We start from the raw sequence: 19,515 nt of genomic DNA, 5'->3' as shown, positions 1-19,515 counted from the left end.
ACGAGACAGGTTACGCCGTTTCACTCGGCTCCGGCCGATCCGGCGCCTCATCGTCCGCGTCGGAATCCGCAACGCTCGGCGCGCCATCCCCGTGGGCCGAAGGCGCTCCGTCTCCGATCTCATCGGTTGTCATTTCCTCATCGGCTCCAGGCTGCTCCGATGCATCCACGACCGAGGAGGCAAACGCCCCACGCTCCGTCGGATTGCCGGGAAACATCCGATACTGCCGGTACTCGTCCAACTCAAACTCGTCGACCTGGATGTACTGCTCGCGGGCCTCGTCCGCTCGATGCACAAGATCGAACTCCCCTTCGGTGATGATGCCCTCCTCCCGCGCCTCGTCCAACAGCAAGTGCGGCCGTTTTTTGGGAAGCTGCCCGTCGCGAATGGCATCCTTGATCTTCTGGCCCACGTGGTAGGCCTCGCGGTTGAGCCGGAACGCGTGCTCCAGTTCCCCCAGCGGCTGCGACTGATCCTTGGGCACGTAGAGGTCCTTCGTAAGCCACTCGCGGTCGCCGTCTTTCTCCTGAATGGCCTGCGCGATCTGTCCGCCCAACTCGTCACTCGGCATGGCGCTGAAGCGGTTGAATCGCGCCCAGGGCGCCACGACGAGCCGCAGCAGCCACGTCAGCCCCGGCACCTTCAGATTCTCAAACAGTCCCTCGAAGCCTTCCTGCATCTTCGCAAAGGCGTACTGCATGCTCCAGTGCAGGAACGGCTCCTGCTGCGTCGTGCGCCCCTCCTTCTCGAACCGTGTGAGCACCGCCGTGCCCAGATACATCCAGGAGAGGATGTCGGCAAACCGGCCGGTGATCTTCTCTTTCCGCTTCAACATGCCGCCCAGGCTGCCCATCGCCAGGTCGGCGAAGAAGGCGAAGCTGGCCGACGCCCAGGCCATCTTTCGATAGTACGGCGCAGCCGGCCCACTCACAGGAGAGCTCGCCAGTCGCCCCCGGGTTAGCGTAAGCCCAAATGCCCGAACGCCATTGCGTACCACGTGTCCAATGTGGCTCCAGAACGCGTCGTCGAATTTCTTCACGTCGCCCTCCATGAGCGCCTCGATCTCCTTCAGAGCGTACGGGTGGCACCGAATGGCGCCCTGCCCAAAGATCATCATCGTGCGGGTAAGGATATTGGCGCCCTCGACCGTAATGCTAATCGGCAGCGACTGGTAGGCCAAGGCCAGCAGGTTATTTGGACCGCGGGAGATCCCGTTTCCGGCCAGCACGTCCATGCCGTCGTTCACGAGGTCACGCTGCATCTCCGTCGTGTTGTACTTCATGATGGCCGACACGACACCCGGCTTCTCGCCGCTGTCCACCGCTCCGTTCGTGTAGCGCCGGGCCGCATCCATGATGTAGGTGTAGCCCGCAATTCGGGCGAGCGGTTCTTCGATACCCTCGAACTTTCCAATCGACAGGCCAAACTGCTCCCGAACAGCCGCGTGGGCTCCGGCGACGCGGGTAACGTACTTGCCCCCACCCACAGCCTGTGCCGGCAACATGATGCCCCGTCCGGCCGAGAGGGCGTCCATGAGCATTGCCCATCCACGCCCCGCTCCGTCCTTCCCCCCGATAATAGCATCCAGCGGGAGCACGACATCTTCTCCTTCGGTCGGACAGTTGTAGAACGCCACCCCGAGCGGATCGTGACGACGGCCCAGCTTCACGCCGTCTGCGTCTGTGGGAACGAGCGCGCAGGTGATGCCGAGATCTTCCCCTTTGCCGAGCAGATTGTCCGGGTCTTCGAGCTTGAAGGCCAATCCTAACACCCCGGAAATCGCTGCCAACGAGATGTACCGCTTCTCCCAGTTGAGCCGGATCTTCAGTTCGCCGTCGTCGTCCCGAAAGACCTCTCCGTGCGACTCCATGGCCCCGGCGTCCGACCCCGCATTCGGCTCTGTGAGAGCAAAGGACGGGATCAAATCCCCACTGGCAAGGCGCGGCAGATAGTACTCCTTTTGCTCGTCGGTGCCGTAGTGGAGCAGCAGTTCGCCCGGCCCGAGCGAGTTCGGAACCATCACGGTAATGGCGAGGGGCACAGAGTGGCCGCCGAGCTTCTGCACGACAGCGCTTCGACCCGCTGCCGAGAAGCCCAGTCCGCCGCGCTCCTCCGGAATGATGAGCCCGAAGAAGCCATTCTCCTTCAGGTAATCCCAGGTCTCTGCCGAGAGATCACCGCGCTGGTGGACCTTCCAGTCGTCCACCATCTCACAGACCTCTTCGCAGGGCCCATCCAGGAAGTCCTGCTCCTTCTCCGAGAGCTCTGGATACAGCTGGTCGAGCGTCTTATCAAAATCGGGCGCGCCCGAGAACAACTCGCCGTCCATCCACACCGACCCGGCATCAATCGCCGTCTGCTCTGTCTCAGAGATGGTTGGCAAGAATTGAAGCGCTTCCATCAACCTCATTAGAGACGCCGACACGAGACGCCGGATTGGGGCAATGTTGAAGACGGCTACAAGCACGCCGTACGGGATCCATACCCAAAGCGGCGCCCCGCCCCCGTACAGTCCGACTGCGCCCGCAATCGCCCAGAGCCACAACGGAGCACCAGTGTACCCAAGCACAAAGGCGACGAGTATAACGCCTGCAACAATGCCGAGGGTCGGCATTCCCGCAAACAGGTCAAACAAGGGAAGATCCATGACGAGCCTCCATCACTTTTGGACACGTAGATTGCAATCCGATGCTGCCCTCCTCTTCCCCGACTGGATCGACTCAAATCGTCACCTCTGGAGGGATTAACACCGTTAACTTATTTCTCTAACCTACTTAACGGTGTTATGTTTTGCAAACCTTCAGATTTGCAAGCCCCTCTTCGACAGTCCAGATGGGAAAACCTTACAGGTTCTGGCTCGTGGGCCGGTAGAGAATCTCGTTCACGTCCACCGCTTCCGGCTGCTCGATCGCAAACGCAACGGCCCGCGCAAACGAGTCAGCCGAAATGGCGTGCTCCTCGTACACCTCCCGCATTTCCTCTGCCATATCTTCTTCGGAGATCGTCTCCGGCAGCTCAGACTCGACAGCCCCCGGCGAGATGATTGTGGTACGTACCCCGTAGGGCTTTACCTCTTGCCGTAGCCCCTCGGAGAGAGCACGTACCGCATGCTTTGTGGCAGCGTAGACCGCCTCCCCAGGATGGACGTTATGGCCCGCGTCGGAGGCGACGTTGATGACGTGGCCGGATTCCTGCTCCTGCATGTAGGGAAGCACAGCCGCAATGCCGTAGAGGACGCCCTTGACGTTCACGTCGATCATCTGGTCCCACTCGTCAACGTTGAGCCGGTCGAGGCGTGAGGCCGGCATCACACCCGCATTGTTGATCATCACGTCGATTCGGCCGAATTCTTCGACGGCGGTGTCGATGAGGGCCTGGACCTGATCGCGATCTGTCACGTCGGTCGTGACGGGAAGAGCGTCTCCTCCACTCTCAGTGATCTCGTCGGCAAGTGTCTGGAGACGCTCCGTTCGTCGCGCCGCAAGAATTACCCTCGCCCCCTCGTCGGCCAGATGACGCGCAGCCGCCGCCCCCAGTCCACTGCTGGCACCGGTGATGACGACGACCTTCCCTTCAATGCCTACACTCATAACCCAAACCTGTGGTTGCAAGAAACTCGTCCCTTGGCCCCCTCCTCCAATGAATGTTCTCCCCTCCACAGGCCACCGTAACGAACGCAGGGGACACGATAGCGTGTCGGCTGAATCCTCCTCCAAGCCGGAGACGCCCCTCCGAAGCAGAACCCATCCTCCGATCTCCCGCTCTCCTGTCCCCTACTCCCCAACAGATCGAAGAATCGGTCGGATGTGTCCCCGTCAAACCCGCAGATTTTCGATAATGCCCGCCGCGCCCATGCCGCCCCCCACGCACATCGTGCACAGGCCGTAGCGCACCTCACGCCGGATCATTTCGTGCAGGAGCGTAGCGGTAAGCTTGGCGCCGGTGCACCCGAGCGGGTGGCCGAGCGCGATCGCCCCACCGTTCACGTTGACAATGTCTTCGTTCAACCCCACCTCGCGGATCACGGCCAGGGACTGCGACGCAAACGCCTCGTTGAGTTCGACCAGTCCAATCTCGTCCAGCCCGATACCGGTCCGCTCCAAGACCTTCGGGATGGCCTCCGCCGGGCCGATGCCCATCAGCTCCGGATCGACGCCCGCCACCGAGAAGCCGACGAGCCGCCCGAGCGGATCCACGCCGAGGTCATTCATCGTGTGCTCGCTCATCACGACCGTCGCGGCGCCGCCGTCCGATCGCTGGGACGAGTTGCCTGGGGTGACGCTGCCGCCCTTCTTGAACGCCGCCGGGAGCTTCGACAGAACCTCCAAGTTCGTGTCGCGGCGCGGACCTTCGTCGACCGTTACTTCAGTCGACATCGTGGAGGTACCGCCCTTGTGCCCGTTCACCGACTCGTAGTGCGTCTCCTCCACCTCCAGTGGGACGATTTCGTCCTCGAACCGCCCACTGTCGATGGCGTCGACGGCTCGCTCGTGGGAGCGCAAGGCAAACCGGTCCTGGTCCTCGCGCGACACCTCGTACTTCTCCGCCACGTTCTCGGCGGTAATGCCCATCGAGACATACGTGCCAATGTCCTCGTCCGTCAACTCCGGATCGGGCTGGAAGAAGAAACCGCTCATAGGCACCTGGCTCATCGACTCCGCCCCACCAGCCACGACCACGTCGGCCATGCCCGTGGCGATGTGCTGCGACGCCTGCGCAATGGTCTGCAAACCGGACGAGCAGAAGCGGTTGACGGTGGCGCCGGGCACCTGATCCGGCAGTCCCGCTTTTCGGGCGATGATACGGCCGACGTTCATGCCCTGCGGTCCCTCCGGAAAGGCGCAGCCCATGAGTACGTCGTCAACCATGTCGGGCTCCAGGCCATCGACGCGGCCAAGGGCGCCCTTCACGGCTTCGGCGCCGAGATCTTCGGGACGATAGTTCTGAAGTGCGCCCTTGTTGGCCTTGCCGACCGGGGTACGCACGCTGCTGACGATATAAGCTCCGTTTTTGGCTTCCATGACGTTGATCTTGAGATCTGATATGTCGGAACGTTGAGCCGTCCCGGCGGGACGGCTTCACAAGAGAGATCGGGAGAGCAGATGATCTTAGTTGCGGAGCGGCTTGTTGTGCTCCAGCATGTGGAAGATGCGCTCCTGGGTTTTCTGCTCGCCGAGCAGGCTCAGGAAGACCTCCCGCTCTAGTTCGAGGAGATACTTCTCGTGGACCTCCTGCGGGGAACTCAGGTCGCCCCCCGTCATGACCGTCCCCAGTTTCGTGGCGAGGTGCTCGTCGTACTCGCTGATGTAGTTGCCCTCGCGGTACTGCATGAGCGCCACCTTGAAGGTCGACAGCGTCTTTTTTCCCAGCACCTTGATGTTGTTCATCACTGGCGGGGGCATGTAGCCCTGCTCGCTGAGCCTAATCACCTGCTGCTTCGCGGCATAGAGACGCCGATCCGTGTGCATCACGATGCGCGTCGTTTCCGGCAGGAAGCCCATCTCGATGCCCTCCGCAGCTCCCTCGGCCACCTCCGCCATCGCTACGGTTTCAAAGTAGGGCCGAAGGTGTGCCTGGATTTCGCTGGGATTGTCATTCGGCGCTTCGTTCGCCGCCTTCGCGGCCATGCGCATTGTCCCGGTACCGGCCGGGATGAGCCCCACCCCCAGCTCCACGAGTCCGATGTACGTCTCGGCATCCGCAACCGGATGGGGACACGCCATCGAGATCTCACAGGCCCCGCCGAGCGTGCGCTGATGCGGAGCTGCCACCACCGGCTTCGTCGCATAGCGCACCTGCTGGACCGTATCCTGAAACTCATCGATGTACTGGCCGATGACCTCAAACTCGCCCTGTGAGGCCGCCATCGCCATCTCGCCCAGATTGGCCCCCACGGAGAAGTTCTTGCCCTCATTGCCAATCACCATGCCCCGCAAGTCGGGATCGCGTTCCACTCGATCAATGCACTCGCGGAGCCCCATCATCACGTTGCGTCCCAGCGAGTTGGCCTTTGACCGAAACTCGTAGAGCGCCACGCCGTCGCCGATATCGAGCAGGGCCGCCTCGTCATTGCTCCAGAGCTCGTTGGAATTGTCCTGCTTGACGGACGCGAGGCGCAGCTCGTCACTTGGGCGCGGGTCATCGACGTATCCCTGCTCGTCGGGCAGGTAGACGGCCCGCTCTCCGTCCTTCATCCGATAAAATTGTGTGTGCCCGCGGCTCTGCATCGCCTCCACCCACTCGGGCACCTCGATGCCGTGCTCCTCCATGCCGTTGAGCACAGTTTCAAAGCCGAGAGCATCCCACATCTCGAACGGCCCCTTCTCCCAGTTGAAGCCCCACCGGATGGCCCGATCGACATCGGCCGGGTTGGCCGTAATCTCGCCGATGCGCCGCGCGCTGTATCCGAGCAGTTCGAGCGTCGTCTCCCGAAAGAACGTGCCGGCGCGTCCGGTGTCCTGATAAAGTGCCTGGAGACGATCGTCGAGCCCCCCCGCCTTCTTGATGGACTTCAGATCGCCCAACTCTTCCTCTTCGGCGCTCGTGTACTCGAACGTCTCCGGATCGAGCGACTTGATCTCGTCGTCGACCTTCTTGTAAAAGCCCTCCTTCGTCTTCTCTCCCAGCCGCCCCTCCTCCACGAGCCGCTGCATCACGTCCGGCACCTGAAAGGCCTCGCGCCGCTCATCGTCCTCCACTTTGTCGTAGAGGTTGTTCGCCACGTCCGTCAGCACGTCGAGCCCCACGAGGTCGGCAGTGCGGAAGGTAGCCGACTTCGGATGGCCCACCAGCTGCCCGGTCAGCGTGTCGATCTCCTCAATCGTGTAGTCCCCGTCCGTGTAATAGCGGAGGGCCTGCAGCTGCGCAAAGACGCCGATGCGGTTGCCGATGAAGTACGGCACGTCGTTGGCGACGACGACGCTCTTGCCCAAATGCAGCCGGCCAAACTGCGCCACGCGCTCCAACACCGACGGATCGGTGCGCGGGGTGGGCACCAGCTCCAGCAGCTTCATGTACCGCGGCGGGTTGAAGAAGTGCGTCCCGAGGAACCGCTGCTTGAAGCCGTCGGACCGCTCTTCCGCAATCTCGTGGATCGGGAGTCCACTCGTGTTGGTCGAGATCACGGCATCGTCGCTCGCGTGCTCCTCGATTCGTGCGTGCACGTCCCGCTTCACGTCCATCCGCTCCAGCACCGCCTCGACGACCCAGTCGACCTCACTTACGCGCTCGAAGTCACCTTGAAAGTTGCCGAGGTAGATCCGATCGGCCACATCGTCGGTAAAGAATGGGTCGGGACTCGCTTCTCGGGCCTGTTCAAATCCTTTCTTCACCACCGCATTCGGATCGTCGTCATGGTCCGGAGTAATGTCAAGAAGATGCACCTCCAGTCCAGCATTGGCGAGATGAGCGGCGATCTGTGCTCCCATCGTACCCGCTCCGAGCACAGCAGCGGTGCGAAACGGCGGATGGGTCGCCGGAGCAGAAAGATGGAGAGAGCGAGTGTCGAGGGCCTTCGTTTCCATGAGAGTCGTATTGGCTTTTAGGAAATGAAATTAACAGTGTTAACTTGGACGGATAGCACATAAGGAACCGCTTCCAGGCCATCAGAAGGAAACTCGTCCGCCCACTCGTTAGTGCGGGTCGACTTCAGCAATCACGGCCCCTCGGTCCGTCGGTCCACTCGGCGGTTCCTCTTCGTAGTACAGCGCGTCGATTTCCGTCGCAAAGGTCTTCTGCACTTCGGGTCGTTTCACCTTCAACGTCGGAGTGAGGAGTCCCGACTCGATGGTGAGTTCGTCGGGGACCAGAGCGAACCGCTTTACGGTCGCCCAATGGTCAAGGCCTTCGTTTGCGTCCCGGACCAAGCTTCGGAACGCTTCTACGATTTCGGAGTGCTGAAGTAGTGTTTTAAAGGATGCGTCGGGATCAAGATCCCGCTCGTCGGCTTCCACCCGCACCTGATCCTCAGTCGGGAAGATGAGAGCCGCACAGAACTTCCGATCGCTGCCGACCACCACGGCCTTATCCACGAGCGGCTGACTGCCCAGCCGATTCTCGATGGGCTGCGGCATGACGTACTTGCCGGTCGAGAGCTTGAAGAGGTCTTTCTTTCGGTCGGTAATCTTCAGATAGCCGTCGTCATCAAACTCCCCGATGTCGCCGGTATGAAACCACCCCTCTTCCGTCAACACCTCATCGGTTTTCTCCGGCCGCTTGTAATAGCCCCTCATGACGTGCGGCCCGCGAGTCAGGATTTCCCCATCGTCGGCGATGCGCACCTCTACGCCGGGCAGCGGTTCGCCCACGGTGCCCGGCTTGATGCGCTGCGGGCGCGTATAGGCAATGACGGGACTCGTTTCGGTGAGACCGTAGCCTTGCAGGGTCGTGATGCCCGCGGCTGCCAGCGTGTTGGCAAGGTCCGGCTGAAGGGCTGCCCCTCCCACTACGATCCACTTCACACGTCCCCCCAGCGCTGCCCGCCACTTCCGAAACACGAGCCGGTCCGCTACCCACCGTTTTAACTCGTACGTCCCCGGCATCGTCTTGTCCATCTCGTATTCCTGGGCCAATTCCAGCGCCCACTCTCCAATGCGTCGTTGTAGTCCCTCCATCCCTAAAATCTTCTTCCGAATGCCCGCATAGACCTTCTCCAACACACGGGGGACCGACGCAAAAGCCGTAGGCTGCACCTTCGGGAGCGCTTCCACCAAGTTGTCGGGATGAACAAAGTAGATGCTCACGCCCCGAAGCATAAAGGCATACTGGAGCATCCGTGCAAAAATGTGGGTGAGGGGGAGAAATGAGAGCACTACCTCCCCGTCCGGTCCGTTCTCGAACCCCGTGAGGTCCCCAACCGAGTTGAGGGCATTTGACGAAATGTTTTCATGCGTCAGCATGACCCCCTTTGGCCGCCCCGTCGTCCCGCTCGTGTAGATGATGGTTGCCAGGTCCTGGGGATCGATCTGATCGCGAAGAGCCTGGACCGACGCGGATTGATCCTCAGTTGCGTTTCGGCCCCGTGCTCGGACCTCGTCAAGGGTCACGAGGGAAACGTCGTCCGGCAAGTCTGGATACCCGTCCTCCTCCCCAGGTTCACAAAGGATCACCGTTTCGATGTTTGGCAGGTCCGGCAGAATCTCGGCAGCCTGTTCGAGACGCTCCGGATTTGCCACTGCCAATGCCCTCGCTTCCGAATGCTCGGTCACGTACGTCATCTGCTCCGCCGAGCTCGACAAGTACAGCGGCACGTCGATGAGCCCAGCTATCAGACACCCCATGTCAACGACGCAGAACGGCACATCGCTTTCCAACAGGAGGGCTACCCGATCCCCCCGTTCCAATCCAAGATCCAAGAGTCCCATTGCCGTCTCTTCCGACTGGACCCGGAAGTCGTCAAGAGACATCGGAGTCCATCCCTCGGCCTGGGGCTGGTTCAATGCCTTCGGATTTTCGTAGGCCTCGCAGGCATCGTAGAGGAGATCCGGGAGCGTCTCCCCCAGGGCAACAGGTCCGGCATCGGAAGGAGCAGTATGAATCGGTCCGGGCATGCGCCGTAGGGTCGATCTAGTCGCTAAACGAAATGAGGTGCGTATCCTTAGAGACGCATTAGGCCGAGGATGGGATCCCGGACGCCCGACATCCCTGGAGGGTTCGCCGTATTGCGGCCTCGATGAATCGCTCGGGCTCGATCTGCACATCGACCCGTCCCGCCAGCAGAAGCGAGACGGTTCCGTGGAGCGACGCCCAGATGGTGCTGGCCAACACCTTCGCATCGTCAACCTCAAAGAGGCCTTGCTCGCGTCCCTCTTCCAGCGTCTGCGAAAAGAAGTCGAGATTGCTTCGCGCTTGCCGATACTTTTCCGGGGGGTATCGCTCCATCCGTTCCGGCCGGAGTTGAAACATGATCTCGTAGTACTCCGGATTGTCCAGCCCAAAGTCGATAAAGCAGCGACACAGGGCCCGAAGGCGCGACAGTGGAGCGTCGGGAAACTGTTCGGCCGTCTCGGCAAGCTGATCGTGCAACTGCATCATGCCCTCGTGAATGAGAGCATGGAGAAGAGTATCTTTGCTGTCAAAGTACAGATAGATACTTGTCGCGCTGTACCCGATGGCATCGGCAATCTTCCGCATCGACACGTTCTGATACCCCTCCGCCACGAGGAGATGCCGGGTCGTATCGAGGATCAACCGACGAAGATCTTCGCCATCTGAGTCGGTGGAGGACGTAGTCATACGGTTCGGGAAATGCCAGCCAGAACATCTGTCGGATGTGATCAGCCCTCACATCGAACGGTATTATACGACTTGGCGGGAAAACAATCTATCCCTGTTCGCCCCACGAGCCCCGGTTGAACACACCGAACCGCCCGACATCACAGGGCCACTGCACTGGTTCTCCACCAACGACCGCGGCAGTGGAGCCCCTTCATGAGAACAGCTACGGCAACTCCTCCTCGTCTTCGTCCGACTCCCCAAGCTTGCGGACAGCGTACCCTGCCCCGGCCGCCGCGAGAAGTGCAAGCCCTCCATCGACTGGAACTTGTGGCTGTGTGGGTGGCGGTGGAGCAGCCTTCGTCTGCACCCCTTCTGGCGTCGCGACCCCTCCTGTCCCTCCGCTCTCAGGCGTAGAAGGCTCTGCCCAACTCGGCAAGTTTGTCGGTGAACTTGTCGGGCGCTCCTGTCCTCCGGGCTGTTCATATCGCTGCGAACTCTGATCGCGGTCGCCCAGCGGTTGTGCCAGAGCAGGACCCGCCATCAGGAACACCATCCCTGCCGCGGCGAGAGAAGCAATGAGATGCATGAGACCAAAGGAGGTTCGGAAAGAGTTAGTTCTCACCATGTGGGGGTGCCGCGGCCAATGAGGAAAAAATAACACAAAACCGAGAATAACATGCGCAGGTACAGCAGGAACGATTGCCGCTTCCGACAATCGAGACATTCTCCATATGTGAGTCACCGATCAGTTATAATCCCCGCACGACAGTGGGCTCCTAATCGAATAGCGCCCTTCCGCACTCGCTATGGCCTCTCGCCCCCGCGTCGAGTTTCAATACGACTTTGGGTTGGAAGACCTACTCATAAGAGAACAAAATCATTTCTGAAACTCAAACAGAAGCGAGAATCGTAGTGTATTCGCGAGGGGACTATTTTCCTCAAGCGTGTAGATGTACGAGATGTCTACGCCGACGATATTGTAACGGAGGCCAGCCCCAAAATTCAAGAATTGTCGGTTCCCGTTTTTCGGGTCCTCGTAGAAGTATCCCGTCCGAAGGGCAAAAAGATCACTGTACCAGTACTCGAGACCTGCTCCGACCGTAAACTGCTCAATCAGGCTGAGTTGTGCAGCCTCGTCGTTCACGTCCTGCTGCCCTCGTGCCGTGCCCCATGAGCTAAAGAGTGCCTCATAGAACGGATCGGCTACGTAACTCGTGTCCTCGCCGGACACCTGCTGTTCGACATTGACCAGCTCTTTGTTAAAGTCGTTTGCAAAGGTCAGCGAATTGTACTCGTCGAAATCGACGGTCAGGGCATACCCAAAGCGAAGGTTCATCGGCAGGGCCTGCTTCACTTCTCGATACTGCATCCGTCCCCCCATGTTGGCGAGATTTGCTCCGGCCGAGAAGGTCGCGTCTGATCCGCCAATCGAGAAAGGAGCCGTTCGGTACAAAGCGGAAAGATCCCCGGCAATCGTCGCCGCCGTCCCGCTGTCCCCCTGATTGTCCGACGGGGCAAGTTTCGAGTAGATGGTCCGAAGAGAGGTGCCAAGGCCGAGACGGTCCGACACCCGATACCCGTAAGAGACTCCAACGGCAAGTTCGTAGGAGTTGTAGGTGCCTTGCGAAATGCCTTCGCTGTTCCGAATCTCAATCTCCCCAAGATTCAGGTAGGTCACGCTCCCCCCAAAGGTGCCCACGCCTTCAACGTGGTACGTTCCCACGAGGTATTCGTAAAACAGGCCTGCGTCGAATTCCGGAAGCCAGTTGGCGTGCGTGATGCCAACCTGCGTGTTGGTCTGGAAGGCAAGGCCAGAGGGATTCCAGAACATAGCGTTAGCATTGTCGGCTACCGCAACCCCGGCATTGCCCATCCCTGCTGATCGGCTGTCAGGCTCGATGCGAAGGAAAAGGGCCGTGGATTCTCCAAGCTGTGCCTGTGACGCATGGGGCATCCCACACGCAAGAAGGAAGAGAGCAGCAAGGGAAACAGTCCACTGAACTACACGAGTCTGAGGAGTGCGCATGATGAATCAAACGGTGGCGTCGTACAAGAGAATTCAGCGAATGAGAACGCCGTGTCCCCTTCCACAGACGAGGAGTTGCGTGGAGAATACAGGAAGAAGCAAAGGGGAACCAGGAAAGCCAAGACGCTCCTTCATTCGAAAAACGACGTTCATCGTAGCAATTCGCTCAGTGCATAGGCGCAAGTGGACGTGAAAGCAACAGTGACCCTAAAGACCGCTGATACATGATCTCCCCATCCTGAAGACTGTTAATGAGCAACCCAACTCAACGTTTCCAAACTTTTTTCTCGTTTGCTCCCTGCTGGAATGCCTGAAGAGCTAAATTTCTTCCTCCATCTGCTCTTTCAACCGAGTGAGCCGGTGCAGGGAATCTGCCATTCGCTGGGCTGCCTCTTTGATATCCTGAGCAGACGACACGAACTGCTCGTCCAGGTCTTCTTCTCGGCTAATTTCGAGAAGAAACTGCGCGTTGCCGGAAATAATGGAGAGGGGATTGTTGAGATCGTGATAGACGGACGACACCGTTTCGTGCATCTCATCTAGCGATTCAGCACCATTGGATTCACTCATGGCAAAAGGACGTAGCAACAGAAAGGTTCAACGAATGTCATCTACAAGTCCGGGAGAGGGCGTGGATCCTCAATTTGCATGCCACGGTCCGTCTCTCGGGGGCACCCGACGGCGACGTCGGGATCGTGTTCAAAGAACAAGTTCCATTCCTCATTCACAGCCCTGCGCAAAAACGCTCCCTTTTCCTCCATCGTTTGTAGAGGACGTACGTCGTACGCCATCGTCCAGGTTGGAGCCAGATGATGAGTCGTGGGAAGCAAGTCAGCAACGAAGACAAGTGTGGTGTCCGGGTCGGAAACGCGCACAATCTGCTGGGCCTGCGTGTGTCCATGAACACACTCGACAGTGATCCCAGGAAAGAGCGTTTGCCCGCCCTCGAGGAGATGGAGTCGTCCCGCGTCGTTGATCGGGGCCAATGCTCGTCGCAGAAAAGATCCTTGCTCTTTCGGGTTCGGGTCCTGCGCCCACTGCCAGTGCTCTTTCTGAACGTGGTACGTAGCATTCGGAAACCGTACCTTCCGCCCGTCTTCTGTGGCCCGGGTGGCCCCGCCACAATGATCGAAGTGAAGATGCGTAAGAATGACATCGGTCACCTCGCCGGCCGAAACCCCGTGCTCGGACAAACTGCCTTCGAGCGTAGCGTATTCGTGATCAACTGCGTAGATGTCTTCATACTTCGTCCCGGCAAATACATCCCCAATGCCGGTGTCCACGAGAATCAAGCGGTTCGGTCCCTCCAACAGAAGACACCGCATGTGAAGCGGGATGCGGTTGCTCTCGTCCGGGGCAATGCGCTTTGACCACAGCGGCTTCGGGACGATCCCAAACATCGCGCCGCCGTCCAACCCGAATCGACCGGTTTCTATCGAGTAAAGCGAATACGGGCCGATGTCGGGCATGGCAATGTCGATTTGTAATACGAGCACACGTAGGCGGCGGCCGCTCAGACCTCCTCTGGCGGAAAGTCTTTGAAGTGTCCGTTCGAGCGGATGCGACGATGGACATCTTCCTTCTTTTCCACCCGTGGAATGAGGGTTTCAAAGTGACGAATCAGGTACCGAATCCGCTCACTCTCACTCGACAATTCCAACAACTCTTGTTTCTGTTCTTCCTCAAGCGCGGCATTCTGAGCAAGCACGTACGACAGGTACTCCTCATTCTCGTATAGGTCGGGGCGCACCGTTCGGCCGACCAGTTCGAGGAGCTTCATGTGTTGGGTGATGACGCGCTCCTTGAGATCCAACTCTACCGGCTGTTCCTCTTCCTCAAGCAGCACGACATCCGCCGTATAATAACTTTTCTCGTCGTGAATTTCCAAAAGCCGGAAGCGCTCCTCTCCTTCAACCACGACGTCCATCCGCCCATCATCGTAGCGTGTAACCACGTCTTGGATCCGTGCTGTCGTTCCAACCTCGACCACCGCGTCGTCCTTCGCACGAACGATTCCGAAGGACACGTCGTGGTCGAGGCAATACTGCGTCAGCTCCTTGTACCGCTCCTCAAAGATGTGCAGGGGAAGATGCTCCCCTGGATACAACACGAGGTTAAGTGGAAAAAGGGGGAGAGAATCAATGAAGGCCATAAGCCATGCCCAAGATGGTGAGAAGTGAAATCAGTCGGCCCAGGCGATACTACGTGGAACCGAATTCGGAGACACACAGCCCTCCAACGCGACCGGGACTCGTTCCTCCGCGATCGAGACTGTCTCTTGCCTACTCCTCCCTAGCTGCGAGAACCGGCTCAATGGAAGATCGACTTATACTGTGTGCTTCGCGCTCGACGCGCTTAGGATCATGCTCAACGCCAAACGGCGTGGACGACCTCTCCTCGTGCTTCTGGAGGAAGTAGTCAATGTACGTTGTCGCCACATCGGCCTCTTCCTCCCGTGAACACAGATAATAGTCCTGCTTGTGGGGACGATCCCACTGGCTCGGGAAGAAAAGCTCTCGTCCCTGAGCCTCCGTCAGCAAGAGCCTCTCTGCAGCGTGCATCCAGAGCCCACCGCCCGTGTGGAATCCCCCAGTCTTCAACAACTCCCGCTCCCCAAACTGCCCGGTCTCCAGCAGCACATGCCCCGCAATGCAGCACCGAAATCCCTCGGGGGAGGCCTCACGCCGTAGAACAGCCTCCGCATTGCGTGCAAAGGCCCACTGTGCGGCGCAGAAGCGGTGGGGGACGGTGGCAATAGACTGGCGAGCAGCGTTGAGCAGGGCAACGTTCATTGTACAATCGGCGGCTGGCGCAGGTAGGGACCGAAACGGCTCGACGAACGACACTCTCCTCCGAAGTCTGTGGGCTTTAATGACGGGGAAAAATCAGAGTTCGCCGTTTCGGCAAGGTGTTCACCCCTCTTCACAAGTCGCCGTCACGTCGCCTGGTCTGCTTCCGCCGCTCCCTCCGTTAGGGCACTCTCGTCTTCCGGCCCTGCCTCGTGAAGCCCCCCGTGCTCCAGACGAAGGACCCGTCCCGCAATGGATGCGAGCGACGGATTGTGGGTGGCCAAGACGAAGGTCTGTTTCATCTCTCGGCTTAACCGCTCAATCTCCCGGTGCAACGGCTCGGCCGTCCGGGCGTCAAGGTTGCCAGTCGGCTCGTCCATCAACACAAGAGCGGGCTCGTTCATGAGAGCACGGGCCACGGCCACCCGTTGCTTCTCTCCGCCCGACAGCGCGCTGGGTTGGTGCTCGGCCCGATCGGCCATTCCCAGCAGCCCCAACAAGTCGAGCGCTCGTCCTCGAACATCGGCCAAGGACCGATGCTGGATGAGGGCCGGCATCGCCACATTCTCAAGAGCGGTGAACTCGGGAAGGAGATGGTGAAACTGAAAGACAAACCCAACCGTCCGATTTCGAAAGGCGGCAAGGTCGTCGTCGTTCTTCGCGAAAAGATCCTGTCCTTGAAAATGCACTGTGCCGGAGGTGGGCCGATCCAGTGCGCCCAACAGATGCAATAAGGTCGACTTTCCCGTCCCACTCTCGCCCACCACAGCCACAATCTCGCCCGGCTCCACGGTCATCGAGAGGCCGTCGAGCACCGTTAAGGGATCGGCCCCACCGGTGTCGTACTCCTTTACTAGGTTCTGAACGTCGAGAAATGGGGCATCCACAGGACCAAATCCAATTTAGAAATGAATCGATGGGAATTGAGAACGTACGTTAGTCCTCGCGCTCAATACCGTACTTGTTCAGCTTGTTGTACAGATGCGAGCGCTGAATGCCGATCGTTTCGGCCGTCTGGCTCACGTTCCAGTCGTGCTCGTCGAGCTTTCGTTCGATGAACCGTTTCTCGAACTGATCGCGCGCCTGCGTGAAGTCGTCGTAGGCGCTGATCAGTTCTTGGGCAGGACCGCCGGAGCGCGTGCCGGGCTGAACGAACTGATCCACATCCGGTGCTTCGATCGTTTCTCCCTCCACTAGAATAAGCAATCGCTCAATCACGTTGTAGAGCTCCCGCACGTTTCCCCGCCACTCGTATCGCTGTAGCCGCTCCAGCGCCTCGTCAGAGAAAGATTTAGGGGGAAGGCCGTTTCGACGCGCCAAGCGCTCCGCCCCATGCTTCGTGAGAAGCGGTATATCTTCGCGGCGCCGACGCAGGGGAGGAACCTCGATGAGGATGACGCCCACCCGATGGTACAGATCCTCTCGGAAATTGCCCTCTTCAATTTCCGCTAGCAAATCCTTGTTCGTGGCAGCCACCACGCGCACGTCCACGTTAATGCTCCGCTCCCCCCCCACCCGCTCGATTTTGTCTTCCTGTAAGACCCGAAGCACCTTGGCCTGTGCCGAGAGGCTCATGTCGCCAATCTCGTCAAGAAAAAGAGTGCCTTCGTGTGCCTGTTCAAATTTTCCGATGCGCTGCTGGGTGGCCCCGGTAAACGCTCCCTCCTCATGCCCAAAGAGCTCACTCTCGATCAGCTCACTCGGAATAGCCGCACAGTTCACCTCGACCATCGGCTCCTCGGCCCGTGCGGACTTGTGATGGAGCCATTTTGCCACCAGTTCCTTTCCGGTCCCATTTTCCCCGGAGATGAGCACCCGGGCCTCCGTGGGCGCCACTCGTTCGATGGTATCCTTAATTTCAGCAATGGCGTCACTCTCTCCAATAATCGGCGGCAGATCTCCCGTGCTCTGCTCGCTGAGGGTCTGCCGCATGCGACGGTTTTTCACCTCCAGCTCGCCGTGGTCCATCGCGTTGCGGACCGTCACCAGCAGCCGGTTCAAATCGGGCGGCTTCTCGATGAAGTCGTAGGCCCCAAGCTTCGTGGCCTCCACGGCGGTCTCAATGGTGCCGTGACCACTGATCATGACGACGGGAAGATCCGTCGCCTGCCCAGCAATTTCTTCCAGGACCTCCATGCCGTCCACCTTCGGCATCTTCACGTCCAGAAGCACGAGGTCGTACGAATCTTCCTGAATAGACGCCAGGGCCTCCTCCCCATCTACGGCCTCTTCCACCTCGAAGTCTTCGTACTCCAGAATCTCTCGAAGCGTACGGCGGATGCTCGCCTCGTCGTCAACCACGAGAATGGTAGGCATAACAGCAGGAAAGCCAGGGCAGAAGAGACAACGATGGACAACGGCGCCTCGCCAGCATTCCGCCGCCGGAGGGGATCAAGAGTTCGACTGCTGGCGCGCTCGCACACGGGCCAGGTAGCGATCGACTGCATTCGCCTGTTCCGCGTCCGGATAGTCCTCTTTGATTTTCTGGTAGGCCTCCTCGGCCGCCTGATAATTGCCAGCCTCCTCGTAGGCCTGTCCCGCTTCCAAAAGGTAGCGGGGCGCTGTTAGCTTGTTGTCGTACTGTGAGGCTGCCTGTTCGTAGTGACGGGCCGCCGTCTCCAGCTCGCCCTGATTCTCATAAATGGAGGCCTCGGCAGCGTAGGCGCTAGCCCCGATGAAGTCATTCTCCTTCTCGAACTGCTGGTAATACGTTAGCGCACGATCATACTCCTCCTGCTCGTATAGGGCGCTGGCCGCGTAAAAGGCTGCGAGATTGCCAGCATCGGTCCCGCTGTACTCGTCGGCAATGGTCAAGAGACCGGCAGCCTGGGCCGTCCCATTCAGGGCCTGGTCGTAATTGCCCTGCTCGTAGGTCGGCAGAATCTGCCCCAGCATCTGGTTTGCCTGCTGAGACTGCTGCTGGTGATAATACATGTACCCCGGAATGGCCAAAATAAGAGCGAGAAGGGCCACACCGAGGCCATAGACAAGCTGTCGGTTGTCTTCATAAAAGAGTAGGAGTCGCCCATAAAGCTCGACGAGCATGTTTTGCCGAAGCTCTTGGCGACGCGACGTTTTCTCGGGCGTTTTCAGGGCAGTCATATTCGGAAAACAGCGGGAAAATAGTCCGAAAGGGCTTCTACGGTGAACCTTGCCCTCACGATGAGGGCGATCAAAACGGGCAGTTGCGCTTTAACGCGCCGCTTCTCGTTCGTTTCCTGTGGGCCACCGCCGCCCTCCGAGGGTCATGGTTTTGCATGTGATCTTTATCAAGTCGACTTGCTGATATTTTATAACTTGGGACTTGCGACACCCACCCGTTGCCCCTTTCTTAACGGATGGTATCTTGTGCAGGAATTGTACGCTGCACCCCTTGTGCCGCTGCTTCAAACCGACGTTTTCCGAAACTAGACCGGAACTGCCTATGTCTATCAAACTCGGCATCAATGGATTCGGCCGGATCGGCCGTCTCTGTTTCCGTGCCATTCTTGAGCGCGACGATCACAACTTCGACATCGTTGGGGTAAACGACCTAACCGACGCCGAGACCCTGGCTACGTTGTTTCAGTACGACACCACACACGGCCAGTACCCCGGCGACGTGGAGCTGGACGGCGATGCGCTTGTGGTTGACGGGGACCGGTTCCCGGTCTTTAGCGAAAAGGACCCCACAAAGCTGCCCTGGGGCGACCTGGGAGCCGAGGTCGTGATTGAGTCGACCGGTGTGTTCCGAACCCGAGACAAGGCGGCCATGCACCTGGACGCCGGCGCGGAGAAGGTTGTCATCAGCGCTCCGGCCAAGAGCGAGGTGGATGCGACCGTTGTCCTCGGAGTCAACGACGACGTGATTACTGGCGACGAGGAAGTGGTGTCCAACGCCAGTTGTACGACCAACTGCCTCGCCCCGCTCGTGAAGGTGCTCGACGATGCGTTTGGGGTGGAAAATGGCCTCATGACGACGGTGCACGCCTACACTTCCTCCCAGAACATTCTGGACGGACCGCACAGCGACCTCCGCCGTGCCCGCACCGCTGCTGAATCTATCATTCCGACCACAACTGGTGCCGCGAAGGCCGTGGGCGACGTCCTGCCCCACCTCGACGGCAAGCTGGATGGGATGGCCATGCGCGTGCCTACGCCCGACGGCTCGGTAACCGACCTCACCGCCTCGGTGGAGCAGGACGTAACCGCTAAGGACGTGGATGCAGCCTTCAAGGATGCCGCCAACGGCGAACTGGAGGGCATTCTTGCGTACAGCGACGATCCCATCGTCTCGCGCGACATTATCCACAACCCTCACTCCTGCATCTACGACGCTCCCTGGTCCGCAACCAACGGCTCGCTGGTGAAGGTCGTGGGCTGGTACGACAATGAGTGGGGATACGCCAACCGGACCGTGGACCTCGTCGAGAAACTGGTCGAGGCTGCGTAACGCCAACGAGTTGGTCCTCACGCCACTGCGCCGCACCGTCCTCCAAACGGACG

The 19,515-nt window shown here is 59.4% G+C and carries 16 protein-coding genes; 1 reads left to right on the top strand and 15 read right to left on the bottom strand.

Translation table 11 applies throughout. The features are described from left to right. Positions 1–10: 10 nt before the first annotated feature. The 15 genes from BSZ35_RS15560 to BSZ35_RS15495 all read right to left on the bottom strand — a co-directional run bounded on the left by BSZ35_RS15560 (position 11) and on the right by BSZ35_RS15495 (position 18,132). Positions 11–2,647 carry an acyl-CoA dehydrogenase gene (locus BSZ35_RS15560; RefSeq protein ID WP_105013300.1) on the bottom strand — a complete coding sequence of 879 codons (2,637 nt, stop codon included), beginning with the start codon at positions 2,645–2,647 and terminating at the stop codon, positions 11–13. 196 nt (positions 2,648–2,843) lie between these two features. Next, positions 2,844–3,590, bottom strand: coding sequence for an SDR family oxidoreductase (locus BSZ35_RS15555; protein ID WP_105013299.1), 747 nt, complete (start codon positions 3,588–3,590; stop codon positions 2,844–2,846). Positions 3,591–3,815: 225 nt separating this feature from the next. Further along, positions 3,816–5,021 (bottom strand): thiolase family protein, encoded by a 1,206-nt coding sequence (locus BSZ35_RS15550; protein WP_105013298.1) that lies wholly within the window; start codon positions 5,019–5,021, stop codon positions 3,816–3,818. A gap of 87 nt (positions 5,022–5,108) precedes the next feature. Continuing rightward, complete coding sequence (locus BSZ35_RS15545; protein ID WP_105013297.1) at positions 5,109–7,523, bottom strand: 3-hydroxyacyl-CoA dehydrogenase/enoyl-CoA hydratase family protein; 2,415 nt, start codon at positions 7,521–7,523, stop codon at positions 5,109–5,111. A 108-nt stretch (positions 7,524–7,631) separates the two neighbouring features. Next, positions 7,632–9,548, bottom strand: coding sequence for a long-chain fatty acid--CoA ligase (locus BSZ35_RS15540; RefSeq protein WP_105013296.1), 1,917 nt, complete (start codon positions 9,546–9,548; stop codon positions 7,632–7,634). 58 nt (positions 9,549–9,606) lie between these two features. Next, positions 9,607–10,233 carry a TetR/AcrR family transcriptional regulator gene (locus BSZ35_RS15535; protein WP_105013295.1) on the bottom strand — a complete coding sequence of 209 codons (627 nt, stop codon included), beginning with the start codon at positions 10,231–10,233 and terminating at the stop codon, positions 9,607–9,609. 205 nt (positions 10,234–10,438) lie between these two features. Next, positions 10,439–10,801, bottom strand: coding sequence for a hypothetical protein (locus tag BSZ35_RS19310; RefSeq protein WP_146110130.1), 363 nt, complete (start codon positions 10,799–10,801; stop codon positions 10,439–10,441). Positions 10,802–11,092: 291 nt separating this feature from the next. Then, positions 11,093–12,241: a type IX secretion system outer membrane channel protein PorV gene (porV, locus tag BSZ35_RS15530; RefSeq protein ID WP_146110129.1), complete on the bottom strand. Its 1,149-nt coding sequence runs from the start codon at positions 12,239–12,241 to the stop codon at positions 11,093–11,095. A gap of 318 nt (positions 12,242–12,559) precedes the next feature. Beyond that, entirely contained in the window at positions 12,560–12,811 is a 252-nt protein-coding gene (locus tag BSZ35_RS15525; RefSeq protein ID WP_105013293.1) for a histidine kinase dimerization/phospho-acceptor domain-containing protein, read from the bottom strand. A 41-nt stretch (positions 12,812–12,852) separates the two neighbouring features. After that, positions 12,853–13,710 carry an MBL fold metallo-hydrolase gene (locus BSZ35_RS15520; RefSeq protein ID WP_105013292.1) on the bottom strand — a complete coding sequence of 286 codons (858 nt, stop codon included), beginning with the start codon at positions 13,708–13,710 and terminating at the stop codon, positions 12,853–12,855. Positions 13,711–13,754: 44 nt separating this feature from the next. Beyond that, complete coding sequence (locus tag BSZ35_RS15515) at positions 13,755–14,393, bottom strand: LON peptidase substrate-binding domain-containing protein (RefSeq protein ID WP_105013291.1); 639 nt, start codon at positions 14,391–14,393, stop codon at positions 13,755–13,757. A gap of 130 nt (positions 14,394–14,523) precedes the next feature. Continuing rightward, entirely contained in the window at positions 14,524–15,033 is a 510-nt protein-coding gene (locus tag BSZ35_RS15510; protein WP_105013290.1) for a hypothetical protein, read from the bottom strand. Between the two features lie 143 nt (positions 15,034–15,176). Continuing rightward, positions 15,177–15,917: an ABC transporter ATP-binding protein gene (locus tag BSZ35_RS15505; protein WP_258096743.1), complete on the bottom strand. Its 741-nt coding sequence runs from the start codon at positions 15,915–15,917 to the stop codon at positions 15,177–15,179. 49 nt (positions 15,918–15,966) lie between these two features. After that, entirely contained in the window at positions 15,967–17,346 is a 1,380-nt protein-coding gene (locus BSZ35_RS15500) for a sigma-54 dependent transcriptional regulator (protein ID WP_105013289.1), read from the bottom strand. Positions 17,347–17,421: 75 nt separating this feature from the next. After that, on the bottom strand, positions 17,422–18,132 hold the full coding sequence (locus tag BSZ35_RS15495; protein WP_258096742.1) for a soluble NSF attachment family protein: 711 nt from the start codon (positions 18,130–18,132) through the stop codon (positions 17,422–17,424). Between the two features lie 322 nt (positions 18,133–18,454). Between BSZ35_RS15495 and gap the strand changes: the two genes are divergently transcribed. After that, the gene (gene gap, locus BSZ35_RS15490) at positions 18,455–19,462 is read left to right on the top strand and encodes a type I glyceraldehyde-3-phosphate dehydrogenase (protein ID WP_105013288.1); all 1,008 of its coding nucleotides are present in this window, start codon (positions 18,455–18,457) and stop codon (positions 19,460–19,462) included. Positions 19,463–19,515 lie beyond the last annotated feature (53 nt).

It is taken from the genome of Salinibacter sp. 10B (assembly GCF_002954405.1).
Taxonomy (GTDB): domain Bacteria; phylum Bacteroidota; class Rhodothermia; order Rhodothermales; family Salinibacteraceae; genus Salinibacter.
This window is presented reverse-complemented; position numbering and strand designations above follow the sequence as displayed.

Coding starts and splice junctions, on each gene's coding strand:
- gap (WP_105013288.1), top strand. CDS start 18,455: ATGTCTATCAAACTCGGCATCAATGGATTCGGCCGGATCGGCCGTCTC.
- porV (WP_146110129.1), bottom strand. CDS start 12,241: ATGCGCACTCCTCAGACTCGTGTAGTTCAGTGGACTGTTTCCCTTGCT.
- BSZ35_RS15555 (WP_105013299.1), bottom strand. CDS start 3,590: ATGAGTGTAGGCATTGAAGGGAAGGTCGTCGTCATCACCGGTGCCAGC.
- BSZ35_RS15525 (WP_105013293.1), bottom strand. CDS start 12,811: ATGAGTGAATCCAATGGTGCTGAATCGCTAGATGAGATGCACGAAACG.
- BSZ35_RS15495 (WP_258096742.1), bottom strand. CDS start 18,132: ATGACTGCCCTGAAAACGCCCGAGAAAACGTCGCGTCGCCAAGAGCTT.
- BSZ35_RS15520 (WP_105013292.1), bottom strand. CDS start 13,710: ATGCCCGACATCGGCCCGTATTCGCTTTACTCGATAGAAACCGGTCGA.
- BSZ35_RS15510 (WP_105013290.1), bottom strand. CDS start 15,033: ATGAACGTTGCCCTGCTCAACGCTGCTCGCCAGTCTATTGCCACCGTC.
- BSZ35_RS19310 (WP_146110130.1), bottom strand. CDS start 10,801: ATGCATCTCATTGCTTCTCTCGCCGCGGCAGGGATGGTGTTCCTGATG.
- BSZ35_RS15545 (WP_105013297.1), bottom strand. CDS start 7,523: ATGGAAACGAAGGCCCTCGACACTCGCTCTCTCCATCTTTCTGCTCCG.
- BSZ35_RS15540 (WP_105013296.1), bottom strand. CDS start 9,548: ATGCCCGGACCGATTCATACTGCTCCTTCCGATGCCGGACCTGTTGCC.
- BSZ35_RS15535 (WP_105013295.1), bottom strand. CDS start 10,233: ATGACTACGTCCTCCACCGACTCAGATGGCGAAGATCTTCGTCGGTTG.
- BSZ35_RS15560 (WP_105013300.1), bottom strand. CDS start 2,647: ATGGATCTTCCCTTGTTTGACCTGTTTGCGGGAATGCCGACCCTCGGC.
- BSZ35_RS15550 (WP_105013298.1), bottom strand. CDS start 5,021: ATGGAAGCCAAAAACGGAGCTTATATCGTCAGCAGCGTGCGTACCCCG.
- BSZ35_RS15515 (WP_105013291.1), bottom strand. CDS start 14,393: ATGGCCTTCATTGATTCTCTCCCCCTTTTTCCACTTAACCTCGTGTTG.
- BSZ35_RS15500 (WP_105013289.1), bottom strand. CDS start 17,346: ATGCCTACCATTCTCGTGGTTGACGACGAGGCGAGCATCCGCCGTACG.